The organism is Pseudomonas helmanticensis, from assembly GCF_900182985.1.
Classification (GTDB): Bacteria; Pseudomonadota; Gammaproteobacteria; order Pseudomonadales; family Pseudomonadaceae; genus Aquipseudomonas; species Aquipseudomonas helmanticensis.
The window spans coordinates 2,799,216-2,811,894 of record NZ_FXUY01000001.1; the positions used below are offsets into that span (position 1 = coordinate 2,799,216).

Annotated in this window: 14 protein-coding genes; 7 read left to right on the forward strand and 7 right to left on the reverse strand. The window is 59.2% G+C overall.

What is annotated here, in order from left to right; genetic code table 11:
* Nucleotides 1-97 precede the first annotated feature (97 nt).
* From QOL84_RS12495 to QOL84_RS12515, 5 genes are all read right to left on the reverse strand, one after another.
* Nucleotides 98-1,255: a phospholipase D-like domain-containing protein gene (locus tag QOL84_RS12495; protein ID WP_129390285.1), complete on the reverse strand. Its 1,158-nt coding sequence runs from the start codon at nt 1,253-1,255 to the stop codon at nt 98-100.
* 1 nt (nt 1,256) lies between these two features.
* Entirely contained in the window at nt 1,257-1,847 is a 591-nt protein-coding gene (locus QOL84_RS12500) for a YceI family protein (protein ID WP_283437390.1), read from the reverse strand.
* 144 nt (nt 1,848-1,991) lie between these two features.
* Nucleotides 1,992-2,288 (reverse strand): amidase, encoded by a 297-nt coding sequence (locus tag QOL84_RS12505; RefSeq protein WP_283437391.1) that lies wholly within the window; start codon nt 2,286-2,288, stop codon nt 1,992-1,994.
* The gene (locus tag QOL84_RS12510) at nt 2,285-3,358 is read right to left on the reverse strand and encodes a serine hydrolase domain-containing protein (protein ID WP_283437392.1); all 1,074 of its coding nucleotides are present in this window, start codon (nt 3,356-3,358) and stop codon (nt 2,285-2,287) included. Before QOL84_RS12510 ends, QOL84_RS12505 begins: the two co-directional genes overlap by 4 nt.
* A gap of 148 nt (nt 3,359-3,506) precedes the next feature.
* On the reverse strand, nt 3,507-4,385 hold the full coding sequence (locus QOL84_RS12515) for an acyl-CoA dehydrogenase middle domain-containing protein (protein WP_283437393.1): 879 nt from the start codon (nt 4,383-4,385) through the stop codon (nt 3,507-3,509).
* A 153-nt stretch (nt 4,386-4,538) separates the two neighbouring features.
* On the opposite strand from QOL84_RS12515, the gene olsB reads away from it, so the two are divergent.
* Nucleotides 4,539-5,294 carry an L-ornithine N(alpha)-acyltransferase gene (gene olsB / locus QOL84_RS12520; RefSeq protein ID WP_283437394.1) on the forward strand — a complete coding sequence of 252 codons (756 nt, stop codon included), beginning with the start codon at nt 4,539-4,541 and terminating at the stop codon, nt 5,292-5,294.
* Entirely contained in the window at nt 5,294-6,088 is a 795-nt protein-coding gene (locus QOL84_RS12525; RefSeq protein WP_283437395.1) for a lysophospholipid acyltransferase family protein, read from the forward strand. The genes olsB and QOL84_RS12525 overlap by 1 nt, the downstream gene beginning before the upstream one ends.
* A gap of 223 nt (nt 6,089-6,311) precedes the next feature.
* Here QOL84_RS12525 and QOL84_RS12530 read toward each other — a convergent pair whose 3' ends face one another.
* On the reverse strand, nt 6,312-6,896 hold the full coding sequence (locus QOL84_RS12530) for an acyl carrier protein phosphodiesterase (RefSeq protein WP_283437396.1): 585 nt from the start codon (nt 6,894-6,896) through the stop codon (nt 6,312-6,314).
* Nucleotides 6,897-7,066: 170 nt separating this feature from the next.
* On the opposite strand from QOL84_RS12530, the gene QOL84_RS12535 reads away from it, so the two are divergent.
* The 4 genes from QOL84_RS12535 to QOL84_RS12550 all read left to right on the forward strand — a co-directional run bounded on the left by QOL84_RS12535 (nt 7,067) and on the right by QOL84_RS12550 (nt 10,256).
* Nucleotides 7,067-7,369, forward strand: a complete 303-nt coding sequence (locus QOL84_RS12535) for an ArsR/SmtB family transcription factor (RefSeq protein ID WP_008080109.1) — start codon at nt 7,067-7,069, stop codon at nt 7,367-7,369.
* Nucleotides 7,370-7,403: 34 nt separating this feature from the next.
* On the forward strand, nt 7,404-8,570 hold the full coding sequence (locus QOL84_RS12540; protein WP_283437397.1) for an MFS transporter: 1,167 nt from the start codon (nt 7,404-7,406) through the stop codon (nt 8,568-8,570).
* A 28-nt stretch (nt 8,571-8,598) separates the two neighbouring features.
* On the forward strand, nt 8,599-9,648 hold the full coding sequence (locus tag QOL84_RS12545) for an alkene reductase (RefSeq protein WP_283437398.1): 1,050 nt from the start codon (nt 8,599-8,601) through the stop codon (nt 9,646-9,648).
* Nucleotides 9,649-9,806: 158 nt separating this feature from the next.
* Nucleotides 9,807-10,256 carry a hypothetical protein gene (locus QOL84_RS12550; RefSeq protein ID WP_283437399.1) on the forward strand — a complete coding sequence of 150 codons (450 nt, stop codon included), beginning with the start codon at nt 9,807-9,809 and terminating at the stop codon, nt 10,254-10,256.
* Nucleotides 10,257-10,621: 365 nt separating this feature from the next.
* On the opposite strand, the gene emhR is transcribed toward QOL84_RS12550, so the two are convergent.
* Entirely contained in the window at nt 10,622-11,254 is a 633-nt protein-coding gene (gene emhR, locus QOL84_RS12555) for an efflux system transcriptional repressor EmhR (RefSeq protein ID WP_129390258.1), read from the reverse strand.
* 266 nt (nt 11,255-11,520) lie between these two features.
* Between emhR and QOL84_RS12560 the strand changes: the two genes are divergently transcribed.
* A complete protein-coding gene (locus QOL84_RS12560) occupies nt 11,521-12,678 on the forward strand; it encodes an efflux RND transporter periplasmic adaptor subunit (RefSeq protein ID WP_053117889.1) in 1,158 nt (385 codons plus the stop codon).
* Nucleotide 12,679: the final 1 nt, after the last annotated feature.

Below are 12,679 nucleotides of genomic sequence, written 5' to 3' on the forward strand. Positions count from 1 at the left end.
GGAGCGTCACGGGCTGCATTCCCACGCAGAGCGTGGGAACGATCAATGGTGTACACCCTGTAGGAGCTGCCGCAGGCTGCGATTTTTTGATCTTGCTCTACCCGCGTCTATCCAGAATGTTGACCACCACCCGATCCACCCATCCCCAGATCCGCTGCTTGACCCGCCGCCACAACGGCCGGCGCTGCCACTCTTCCAGACTCACCAACTGACTCAACCCGAAGTCCTTCACAAAACTCGCCTCGACCGCGGCCGTCAACGACGCATCCAGCGCTTCCAGATTCGCCTCCAGATTGAAGCGCAGATTCCAGTGATCGAAATTGCACGAGCCGATGCTCACCCAATCGTCCACCAGGACCATTTTCAGGTGCAGGAAACACGGCTGATATTCGAAGATCTGCACCCCGGCCTTGAGCAGTCGCGGATAGTAGCGATGCCCGGCGTAGCGCACTGACGGGTGATCGGTGCGCGGCCCGGTCAGCAACAAGCGCACGTCAACACCGCGCGCGGCAGCCTTGCGCAAGGAGCGGCGGATTTTCCAGGTTGGCAGGAAATACGGCGTGGCCATCCAGATGCGTTTTTGCCCGCTGTTCAAGGCGCGGAACAGCGACTGTAGAATGTCACGATGCTGGCGCGCGTCGGCATAAGCCACTCGACCCATGCCCTCGCCTTTATCCGGCACGCGCGGCAATCGCGGCAGACCGAAATGCGCGGCCGGGCGCCAGGCGCGGCGATAGCGGTTGGCGATCCACTGGCGATCAAACAGTAATTGCCAGTCGATCACCAACGGGCCGCTGATCTCGACCATCACTTCATGCCACTCGCTGGTGTCATGCCCCGGCGTCCAGAACTCGTCGGTGACGCCCGTGCCGCCGACCACCGCCAGACGCTGATCGACCAGCAGCAATTTACGGTGATCGCGATAGAAATTACCGACCCAACGCCGCCAGTTCAGCCGATTGTAGAAACGCAGTTCGACCCCGGCATGGGTCAGGCGCTGACGCAGATTGAAGGTGAAGGCGAGGCTGCCGTAATCATCGAACAGGCAACGCACGCGCACGCCACGTTCGGCCGCCAGCACCAGTGCTTGCACGATGGTTTCGGCACAGGCACCAGCCTCGACCAGATACAGCTCAAGTTCGATCTGTTCCTGCGCGCCAGCGATCTGCTCAAGCATGCGCGGAAAGAACTGCGGGCCGTCGATCAACAACTCGAACCGGTTGCCGTCACGCCATGGGAATACCGCGCCGCGCATGTCAGCGCGCCGTGAAGATCAGCACCGCACCCACCGGCACCGATAGACTGATGGCCGACAGACCGGCGAGTTTACGCAGGCTTTCCAGCCCTGGCGCCAGATCAAAATCCTCGGCGTTGATCACCAGCGGCTCGAGGGTAACCACTTGAAAGCGTCGATCATCGAGCCGCGTCGCCAGCAGCTCGGCAGGGTATTCGTGTTGCTTGCCGTGCAGGTTGACGGTCAGCGGCAGGCGCAACTCCAGCTGCGCGCCGGGCGCCAGATCGTTGATCGGACGCAGGTCGATCTGGGTGGTGATGGTCGCTTCGGGAAATTGCTCGATCTGGAACAGCTCCTTGCGCATGCGCTCGTCGCGCAGCGGGATACCGCTGTTGACCGAATCCAGCTCGACTTCGACTTCGGCGCGACCGTTGGGGTCGACCTTACCGTGCAGCACCAGAAAGCGCTGCACTTCGGAAATGTTGGCGTTTTTTGTGCTGACGAACGACAGCCGCGACGACTCGCCGTCCAGATACCAATTGGCCTGCGCCGGCAACGCGACAGCGGCCAGCAGCAGGCTGGACAGGGATGCAATGAGGGAGCGGTTGAACATTGAGGACTCGTGGGGCCGATAAACCTGCACGAACCTTAACTGGCCATGGGGTTATTGCAAACATCAGGATCAAAAGATCGCAGCCTGCGGCAGTTCCTACAGGGTGGACATGATCCTGTAGGAGCTGCCGAAGGCTGCGATCTTTTAAGGCTGTAAACGACAGCCTTGCCGTTCGCTCAACCATTGGGCACTGTTGCTGCGGCCCATGCCGCTGACCGTGATGGTTTTGTTGGCGCTGTCATCGGTGAATGCGCTGGTCGGCAGCCATTGTTTTACGTAGCCACGGCAATACTCGGCATCGTTGTTCATCACATAACGGCACGAGCAATATTCCTTGGCGGTGTAAGCGCTGATGATGTCCGGGAAGGCCCACAGATTTTCGCGCTCATAGACGATCCAGCCGAGCAACAAAACCAGCAGCAACAGCAAAAACCGCTTCATGGCCGCACCGCCTGCATCACGCGCTTGAGTAGCTCGTTGTGCCGATAACTGCCGTCGCGATCATCGCCATAGCGCACGATCAGCAGTTTTTCGCTGGGAATCACATACATCGCCTGGCCCCAATGCCCGAGGGCGGCGAAGGTATCCGGTGGTGCATCGGGCCACGGTGACGTTGCGCCATCCGCCGGCCGATTGAGCCACCACTGCCCGCCGGGCACGGCTTCGTCCTGATGAGCCTTGTAACCGGCGAAGGGTTTCAGGTTGAACGCCACCCAGTCCTTGGGCAGCAGTTGCTGGTCATTCCAGCGCCCGTCGCGAGACATCAACAACCCGACCCGTGCCAGATCGCGGGCGGTGAGATAAGCGTAAGACGAGGCGACAAAAGTGCCCGTCGCATCGGTTTCCCACACGGCGTGGTGGATGCCCAAAGGCTCGAACAATGCCGTCCACGGATAGTCGGGATAACGCTTTGGGCCAACGATATTTTTCAACGCTGCCGCGAGCAGATTGCTGTCGCCGCTGGAGTAGCGAAAAGCTTGCCCCGGTGCGGCATAGCTATCGTGATCAGCCGTGAACGCGGCCATGTCGCGGTGACCACGGGTGTAGAGCATCGCCACCACCGAGGATTTCAGCGGCGCGTATTCGTAGTCTTCCTGCCAGTCGATGCCTGAAGCCCAGTGCAACAAGTCGGCGATTTTTATCTGCGGGTGTTTAGCCAATGGCGGGTAGAACTTTGCGGCGGGGTCTTCGAGTTTGAACAGCCCTTCGCCGTACGCCATACCGAGGACCGTAGCCATCAGGCTTTTGCTGATCGACCAGGTCAGGTGCGGGGTGTGTTCGGTGGTCGGGCCGGCGTAGCGTTCATAGATAATCTGGCCGTCGCGGATGATCAGCAACGCGTCGGTGCGGACGCCTTTGCGGGTGGTGTCATTACGGGGTGGGAAGGCGTAGTTTTCCAGCGCCTCGACGTTGCTGATGGGCGAGCCGCTCGGCCATTGCTCACCGGGCCATTGTTCGGCCTGAACGGTGAAGCTGATCAGCAGTAGAAACAGGGTCAGGCCTTTGAACATGGAGAGGGCTCTGGGGATGAACCTGCTGAGATTAGGCGGTGTTTATGACCGATGTGTGGTGATTGTCAGATTGCTATCGCGAGCAGGCTCACTCCTACAATTGAAATGCGTTCCCCTGTAGGAGTGAGCCTGCTCGCGAAGACGCCAGTCAGGCCACCGCCAAAGCCTTGGCCAACCGCTTGGCCCGAGCCCCAGCCGCCAATTGCATCACCCCCTGATCCCGCGCCCACATCTGCGCCCACTCCGAACCACCCTCCGCCAACGCCTGATCAACCTCAGGCTTGAGCGAATCAAACTGCGCAAACAACCCAGCCAACAGCACATGCCCGGCCGCATTATTCGGCGGCTGCCGGCTCGCCTCCGCGCACCCGGCCAACAACGCTAGCAATCGAAGTTGCAGCGCCTGCGGCCAGTCACTGTCCTGCCCGACGCCATACAGCCACGCGGTCATCGCGCTCAGCACATAGACATCTTCGAGGGTGCGAAACGGCTTCACATAAGCGTCCCAACCATCGCCCGCGAGCAACTCGCACAGGGCGCCATCCAGCAGCAAGCGGCCATGACTGATGTCCGGCATCAACGGCAACGCCGGCAGTTTTTCCACGGTCACACCGGGTTCACCTGGGTACACCACGGCCAGACTCAGGCGCGGATTTTCGCCGGGCTCCTCACTGCGCGCAGCAATCAGCAACCAATCCGCCGCATCACCGGCCGTGACGAAATCCTTGCGCCCGCTCAGGCGTAAATCGGTGAGCCGCGTGTGCATGTCCGCCGGTCGCAGACTGCGCTGTTCGGTCGCACACAACGCGCCAAGGCTGAGCGGAGCACTCGGCCACAACATGCGCAATGCCGCCTGATAACCGACCAGAAACGCCAGCCCCGGCGTCGCCATCCGCCGTCCGCCCGCGATCGCCAATTCGAACGGTGTGACGTTGCCCAACTGCTGCAACAACGTCGCAAAACCCTCGGCAAGGTCAGCAACGGCGGGCAATCGTTCATGGCTTTGCAGCAGATCTGGCCAGGGCATAAGAGGCTCCTTGTGGGCTGTCATATAAGCATCACCGAACGTTCATGGCGATGACACCGGGGCTACATAGCCTGACTTTGCACAACACGGCTGCATAAAGAAAGTCGATCGGCTGCAACCCACGACGGGTTCAAGGCCCGTACGGAGATTCACATGACTCAGATCGCCCGCATCAGCGACACCGGCAATGAACGCCGTCTGCAAGCCGAACGCCTGATCGGCGCCGAGGCTCTGCAGCAAGCCCAGGCCTTGCGCTTCAACGTCTTCAGCGGCGAGTTCAACGCCAAGCTGAAAGGCGCGGAACTGGGTCTGGACATGGATGATTATGATGTTCACTGCAGCCACATCGGTGTACGTGATCTGAATACCGGTCGCTTGGTGGCGACCACCCGTTTGCTCGATCACACCGCCGCCAGCAGCCTTGGCAGGTTCTACAGCGAAGAAGAATTCAGCCTGCACGGTCTGGCGCATCTGCAAGGTCCGATCCTCGAAATTGGCCGTACCTGCGTCGACCCGGCATACCGCAACGGCGGCACCATCGCGGTGTTGTGGGGCGAGTTGGCCGAAGTATTGAATCAGGGTGGCTACAGCTATCTGATGGGTTGCGCAAGCATCCCGATGCAGGACGGCGGCATTCAGGCGCACGCGATCATGCAGCGTCTGCGCGAGCGTTATCTGTGCACCGAGCACTTGCGCGCCGAGCCGAAAAATCCGCTGCCGACGCTGGATATTCCCTCCAACGTGATCGCCGAAATGCCGCCGCTGCTCAAGGCTTATATGCGTCTGGGCGCGAAGATCTGTGGCGAGCCGTGCTGGGACGAAGACTTCCAGGTCGCCGACGTGTTCATCCTGCTCAAGCGCGACGAACTCTGCCCGCGCTACGCCAAACACTTCAAGGCGGCCGTGTGATGAGCCGGCTGCGGGTGTACGCGCGGATTGCGCGGGTGCTGCTGGTGGTCTCGCTCGGATTGACCATGGCCAGCGTCTTCGGCATGTTTGAACGGATTGGCCTGGCGCATTCGATGGAGCGGCGCCAGCGCTGGTCACGCTTCTTCATGGCGCGCCTGAGCAACGCCCTGCCCTTTCGCATGACGGTGCACGGTGAGTTGCCGCAGCAGCCGATGCTGTGGGTCAGCAATCATGTGTCGTGGACGGATATTCCGCTGCTCGGCATGCTCACGCCGTTGTCGTTTCTGTCCAAGGCCGAAGTGCGCACCTGGCCGGTGGCCGGTTGGCTTGCGGCCAAGGCTGGCAGCCTGTTCATTCGTCGCGGTTCGGGCGACAGTCAGTTGATCCGCAAGCAGATGACCCGTCACTTGCAAAGCGATCACGCATTACTGATGTTTCCCGAAGGCACGACTACCGATGGCCGCTCGCTGCGCACCTTTCATGGTCGCTTGCTGTCGGCGGCGATTGATTCCGAGGTGATGCTGCAACCGGTGGCGATCCGATATCTGCGCGATGGCGAACTCGATGCACTGGCGCCGTTCATTGGTGATGATGATCTGCTGTCGCACCTGATGCGTCTGTTCAGCAATGATTGCGGCGATGTCGAAGTGCACCTGCTCAAGCCGATTGCCTGCCAGGGCCGTGAGCGTGCGGCGCTGGCGTTCGAGGCACAGCAGGCGGTGCAGAAGGTGTTGTTTGGTGAGGTGGCGAAACCTGCTGAACCGCGTCGCGCAGGCGAACTGATCGCCGCTTGAAAAGCAAAAGATCGCAGCCTTCGGCAGCTCCTACATTGCCCCCTGTAGGAGCTGCCGAAGGCTGCGATCTTTTGATCTTGCTTAATCCCGCAACCCAGCAAAATCCTGGAGAACTGCCTGAAACACAAAGTCCCTGTAGGAGTGAGCCTGCTCGCGATAGCGGTGCATCAGGCAACATCGATGTGACTGATCCACCGCTATCGCGAGCAGGCTCACTCCTACATTAGAGCTCCGGCGTCTGGGGGTTTTTGGCGAAACTTTGGAGATGTGGGTAAAAGAGCCGGAAATCCTCACTCAACGGCTCATACAACCGCCGCAATTCCTGCATCGCCCCCGCCAGTTCCTCCGGCCGGCTTAACCGCCGCGAGATCCCGCGCAGCACCTGCTCCAGCACTTCAAATTCCTGATACGAACCCAACCAGTCATTGGCAACCATGTGCGGCGCAATCTTCGCCAGTCGTTCGGGCAACTGCCGTTCATGGGTCAGCACCCGATACACATCAGCGGTAAATACCTCCAACGGCTGATCGGCATACAACCGCCAGTCCCGCGCCAGGCAATGATCGAAAAACACATCGAGGACGATCCCGGCATAACGCCGCCGCGTCTCGGTAAACCGCCCCAGCGCGATGTCCACCAGCGGATGGTGATCGGTGAACACGTCAATCCGTCGATGCAGTTGAATCGCCGCTTCCACCTCCGGCGCAAACTGCCCTTGCAGCCGGCCTTTGACGAAGTCGCCGTACAGACTGCCGAGTAACTGACCGGGGCGCTGGCCACCGAGGTGCAAATGTGCGAGATAGTTCATGGGCGCAGCTTAGCACCGCGCCCTGCAATCGACACCTCACCATATCGTTATAACCCGATATACCAATTTATGCTGATCACAGATCAAAATCATATTGGTATATCGCGATCTAACGATTTAAAGTTCGCCTCATCGCGATATAGCGTTGTACACATTACGAGCCCCCTGCCATGAACCTTGACCTCGACGAAATAATAAAAGCCCTGGCGCACCCAGTACGGCGAGACATCCTCAACTGGCTGAAAGACCCGAAAGCAGAATTTCCGGAACAACTGCACAACCACGAGTACGGCATCTGCGCCGGGCAGATCGATCAGCGCTGCGGCTTGTCGCAGTCGACCGTTTCCGCACATCTCGCGACGTTGCAACGCGCCGGTCTGATCAGCAGCCAGAAGGCCGGTCAGTGGCACTTTTTCAAACGCAACGAGGACGTGATCCAGGCGTTCCTCAGCACCCTCAGTAAAGAGCTCTGACCCTTAACGTCAGCCAGCCGACAAGGAAACCCGCATGCCCCTCTCGCTACTCATCCTCGCCTTGAGCGCCTTCGCCATCGGCACCACCGAATTCGTCATCATGGGCCTGTTGCCCGATGTCGCGGCCGACCTCGGTGTGTCGATCCCCGGCGCCGGCTGGCTGGTGACCGGTTACGCCTTGGGCGTGGCCATCGGTGCGCCGTTCATGGCAATGGCCACCGCCAAACTGCCGCGTAAAGCTGCACTGGTCGCGCTGATGGGCATTTTTATTGTCGGCAACCTGCTCTGCGCGATTGCCAGTGATTACAACGTGCTGATGTTTGCCCGGGTGATCACCGCGCTGTGTCACGGTGCGTTCTTCGGCATCGGTTCGGTGGTGGCAGCCAATCTGGTACCGGCCAACAAACGTGCTTCGGCGGTGGCTTTGATGTTCACCGGTCTGACGTTGGCCAACGTCCTCGGCGTGCCGCTGGGCACCGCGCTGGGTCAGCAATACGGCTGGCGCTCGACCTTTTGGGCGGTGACCGTGATTGGGGTGATCGCTTTGATCGGTCTGATCCGCTTCCTGCCGGCCAAGCGCGACGAAGAGAAACTCGACATGCGCGCCGAACTCTCCGCCCTCAAAGGTGCCGGGATCTGGCTATCGCTGAGCATGACCGCGCTGTTCGCAGCGTCCGTGTTCACCTTGTTCACCTACATCGCGCCGTTGCTCGGTGAAGTCACCGGTGTGTCGCCACGTGGCGTGACCTGGACGCTGATGCTGATCGGCCTGGGCCTCACCGTCGGCAACATCATCGGCGGCAAACTCGCCGACAGAGGTATGGCCGCGACGCTGATCGGCGTGTTCATCGCCATGGCCGTGATCTCCACCGTGCTGACCTGGACCAGCGTCGCGCTGATCCCGACTGAAATCACTCTGTTCCTCTGGGCCACCGCGTGTTTCGCCGCCGTACCGGCGCTGCAAGTCAACGTGGTGACCTTCGGCAAAGCCGCACCGAACCTGGTGTCGACCCTGAACATCGGCGCTTTCAACGTCGGCAACGCCCTCGGCGCCTGGGTCGGCGGCAGCGTCATCGCCCACGGTTACGGCCTGACCAGCGTACCGCTCGCAGCCGCCGCGCTGGCAGTGCTCGCCCTGCTGGTGACCCTGATTACTTTCCGTCAGAGCGGCAATGCCGATCTGGCCCCCGCTACTCACTGATTAACTTTCACCTACGAGGGTTGTAGACATGGCAACTATTTTCGATCCAATCAAACTCGGCGACGTCGAGCTGGCCAACCGCATCATCATGGCCCCGCTGACCCGCTGCCGCGCCGACGAAGGTCGCGTACCGAACGCGCTGATGGCCGAGTACTACGTGCAACGCGCTTCCGCCGGCCTGATCCTCAGCGAAGCCACTTCGGTAACGCCGATGGGCGTCGGCTACCCGGACACCCCGGGCATCTGGTCCAACGATCAAGTGCGCGGCTGGGCTAACGTCACCAAAGCCATTCACGGCGCTGGCGGCAAGATCTTCCTGCAACTGTGGCACGTCGGCCGCGTCTCGCACCCGTCGTACCTCAACGGTGAAGCGCCGGTCGCACCGAGCGCCATCCAGCCCAAAGGCCACGTCAGCCTGGTTCGCCCATTGGCCGACTACCCAACCCCGCGCGCACTGGAAACCGCTGAAATCGCCGACATCGTCGACGCCTACCGCACCGGCGCTGAAAATGCCAAAGCCGCCGGTTTCGACGGTGTGGAAATCCACGGTGCCAACGGTTACCTGCTCGACCAATTCCTGCAAAGCAGCACCAACCAGCGCACCGACAACTACGGTGGCTCGCTGGAAAACCGTGCTCGCCTGCTGTTGGAAGTAACTGACGCCGCCATCGAAGTCTGGGGCGCCGGCCGTGTTGGCGTGCACCTGGCACCACGCGCTGACTCCCACGACATGGGCGACGACAACCTGGCGGAAACCTTCACCTACGTCGCACGTGAACTGGGCAAACGCGGCATCGCGTTCATTTGCTCCCGTGAGAAAGAAGGCGCCGACAGCCTCGGCCCGCAATTGAAAGAAGCTTTCGGCGGCCCGTACATTGCCAACGAAAAATTCACTAAAGACAGCGCCAATGAATGGCTGGCCAGCGGCAAGGCTGATGCCGTGGCGTTCGGTGTGCCGTTCATTGCCAACCCGGATCTGCCGGCGCGCTTGAAGGCTGATGCACCGCTCAACGATGCACGTCCTGAGCTGTTCTACGGCAAAGGTGCGGTCGGCTATATCGATTATCCAACGCTGTAACCAACATCAACTAACAGAAAGCCCTGCCTCGAAAGAGCCAGGGCTTTTTTATTTGCATACATTTAAAGATTCGCCACCAGAACAATATAAACCTAAGCTTCATTCAGCAACTAATCAGTTGCAAACCAAGACACTTAATTCAATAAGGACATTTAAACATGAATGATGCAGATCCAAACAAACTTACTTTCCTCCTGCAAATCACCAATGCCACAGATTCTACTTTCTGGCTTGACGATTCCTCTCCAAAGCAGCCACCCGCGACTCGTATCGACAAGATCCTCCCTTACCAGACCGTCTTTATGATGTTTGAAGGCGATCCTCATCTGAAGCAGGACAGCGATATTGATTACGATATCAAAAAAGAGGTATTTAGCACTTACATCTGCTACACCAACTACAAACAAAAAGTGCGGTTCGACACCACACTCAGTTATTGCCACAGACAAACGGCGGGACACCGAGTTCCAAAAGTCGAACTCTTCTGGGAAAGCAATGCTTTCTCTATTGGCGCCGAACCCATCACCTGCGGCGCGGCCCTGCAAAATGAAAACCCGGTTTACCCTTACAACTATAAGATGATCGCCTTTATGACGCCGTCGGCCTGATAAAGGGTTGCCCGTTCATGTAGTAACGGTACGGACAACGCTGTCGCTAATAAGGTGCAAGTACATTCACGGTCGTGGCTTCAGCCCATCGAAGTAACACTGCCCGGAGGTGAAGATCGAGCACAGGGGGACACAGAAACGAAACGGACCGGTTGGTGCGTATCGGCTGCTCGGCACCCTTTTAGCCCGAGTCGTTAACCTTTATTCACACAGTCGACACAAACCCCCTACAAAATACGTAGCTCGCTGCCTATCAACCTGGCCAACGTACGTATATAAAAGCACCCCATTGCAGAAAGACTTGAAGCAGGGACATTTCCACGCTTCAAGTCTTGACACGGACAGATTCAATTACGCATTTTGTTTCATTTGCGCAGGCTGGGGCTCAGGCGCAGCATGTCCAACCCTGTATCGACCCAACGCTCGGCTTCCGCATGCAGCTCAAAGCTGTCCGGCGCCAGCAGCCAGCCATACAGAAGGCCATCGATATAGGCATGAATGCTGATGGCCGCGCGAGCAGTGTCGAGATCTTCCGGCAACTGCCCACGATTCACCGCATTACGCAGGGTCAGCCCGATGCGCTCATTGCATTCGAGACTGGCCACCCGGCGCTGCTGGCGCAAATCGCACATTTCATCGGTGAATTCGCACTTATGAAACAGAATTTCGTTGATGCGGCGGGTCTTCGGATCCAGCGAAACTTGATGAAACAAATGAATCAGCAGTTTGCGCATGCAGCCCAGCGGATCTATTTCGTCCTCGCTCTCACTGGCCTTGGCCAGCTCATCCAGCGGCTCATGCAGCGTATCGAGCATGGCCTGGAGCAGATCGGCCTTGTTGCTGAAATGCCAGTAGATGGCACCGCGCGTCACGCCGGCCATCGTCGCGATATCTGCCAGGGTCGTACGCGCGACGCCCCTTTCATAAAAGGCTTTCTCCGCCGCTTCCAGAATCTGGCTGCGGGTTTCTTGAGCTTCCTCTTTGGTACGACGGACCATGGCAGTAAAACCTCAAACAGGATGTTTCAGGGATGGCTGAATATCCGCTGAATAAAGAGGGGGCGATCTCTCATGAATCGGCTCCCCGGCCTACAATTTCAAACCTTGCGACGATTTTTGTAACAGGGTGGATACGACGCCAAGGTATTTACAAACAACCATGAACGTAAGTATATTCCTTAGCAAGCTACTTATCCACCCGGTACCCTTTTTTTACCCTTCCACACTTCTTGTGCGCTTTTTGCGCGCCTGACCCGAGGATTTTCATGCAATTCAAGCCAGCTGTTACCGCTCTGGTCACTGCCGTCGCCTTGGCATCGCTGCTCAGCGGATGCAAAAAGGAAGAAGCGGCACCGGCCGCTCCGCCCCCTCAGGTCGGCGTCGTTACCCTGCAACCACAAGCCTTTACCCTCACCTCGGAACTGCCGGGCCGCACCAGTGCGTTCCGCGTTGCGGAAGTTCGACCACAGGTCAACGGCATCATTCTCAAGCGTCTGTTCAAGGAAGGCGGCGACGTCAAAGCCGGCCAGCAGCTGTATCAGATCGATCCAGCCGTGTATGAAGCGACCCTGAAAAGCGCCGAAGCCAACCTGCGTTCGACCAAGTCGATCTCCGATCGCTACAAGCAACTGGTCGATGAACAAGCGGTAAGCCGTCAGGAATACGACACCGCCGTGTCCAACCGCATGGAATCGGAAGCGTCGTTGCAGAGCGCGCAGATCAACGTGCGTTACACCAAGGTTTACGCGCCGATCTCCGGGCGCATCGGTCGTTCTTCGGTCACCGAAGGTGCGCTGGTCAACAATGGCCAGACCGACGCCATGGCAACGATCCAGCAACTCGACCCGATCTACGTCGACGTGACCCAGTCCTCGGTTGAATTGCTGGAACTGCGCCGCGAGCTGGAAAGCGGTCGCCTGCAAAAATCCGGCGAGAACTCGGCAGCGGTCAAACTGACCCTGGAAGACGGCAGCCAGTACAAGCTCGACGGTAAGCTGGAATTCTCCGAAGTGTCGGTCGATCCGACTACCGGTTCCGTGACCCTGCGCGCCGTGTTCCCGAACCCGGATCACACCCTGCTGCCGGGCATGTTCGTTCGCGCTCAGTTGCAGGCTGGTGTTAATGCCGCAGCGATTCTGGCGCCGCAACAAGGCGTGACCCGCGACCTCAAAGGCACTCCGACCGCACTGGTCGTCGGCGCCGACAACAAGGTCGAACTGCGTCAGCTCAAGGCCAGCCGCACCGTCGGCAGCCAGTGGCTGATCGAAGACGGCCTGAAAGCCGGCGATCGCCTGATCACCGAAGGCCTGCAATACGTGCGTCCGGGCGTGCAAGTCAACCCGACCGAAGCCACCAACGTAGCGAAAAAGAACCCGGCCCCCGCTCAGCCTGCTGACAAAGCCGCTGGCGGCAAAGGGGAGTAAC

Coding starts and splice junctions, on each gene's coding strand:
- QOL84_RS12495 (WP_129390285.1), bottom strand. CDS start 1,255: ATGCGCGGCGCGGTATTCCCATGGCGTGACGGCAACCGGTTCGAGTTG.
- QOL84_RS12500 (WP_283437390.1), bottom strand. CDS start 1,847: ATGTTCAACCGCTCCCTCATTGCATCCCTGTCCAGCCTGCTGCTGGCC.
- QOL84_RS12505 (WP_283437391.1), bottom strand. CDS start 2,288: ATGAAGCGGTTTTTGCTGTTGCTGCTGGTTTTGTTGCTCGGCTGGATC.
- QOL84_RS12510 (WP_283437392.1), bottom strand. CDS start 3,358: ATGTTCAAAGGCCTGACCCTGTTTCTACTGCTGATCAGCTTCACCGTT.
- QOL84_RS12515 (WP_283437393.1), bottom strand. CDS start 4,385: ATGCCCTGGCCAGATCTGCTGCAAAGCCATGAACGATTGCCCGCCGTT.
- olsB (WP_283437394.1), top strand. CDS start 4,539: ATGACTCAGATCGCCCGCATCAGCGACACCGGCAATGAACGCCGTCTG.
- QOL84_RS12525 (WP_283437395.1), top strand. CDS start 5,294: ATGAGCCGGCTGCGGGTGTACGCGCGGATTGCGCGGGTGCTGCTGGTG.
- QOL84_RS12530 (WP_283437396.1), bottom strand. CDS start 6,896: ATGAACTATCTCGCACATTTGCACCTCGGTGGCCAGCGCCCCGGTCAG.
- QOL84_RS12535 (WP_008080109.1), top strand. CDS start 7,067: ATGAACCTTGACCTCGACGAAATAATAAAAGCCCTGGCGCACCCAGTA.
- QOL84_RS12540 (WP_283437397.1), top strand. CDS start 7,404: ATGCCCCTCTCGCTACTCATCCTCGCCTTGAGCGCCTTCGCCATCGGC.
- QOL84_RS12545 (WP_283437398.1), top strand. CDS start 8,599: ATGGCAACTATTTTCGATCCAATCAAACTCGGCGACGTCGAGCTGGCC.
- QOL84_RS12550 (WP_283437399.1), top strand. CDS start 9,807: ATGAATGATGCAGATCCAAACAAACTTACTTTCCTCCTGCAAATCACC.
- emhR (WP_129390258.1), bottom strand. CDS start 11,254: ATGGTCCGTCGTACCAAAGAGGAAGCTCAAGAAACCCGCAGCCAGATT.
- QOL84_RS12560 (WP_053117889.1), top strand. CDS start 11,521: ATGCAATTCAAGCCAGCTGTTACCGCTCTGGTCACTGCCGTCGCCTTG.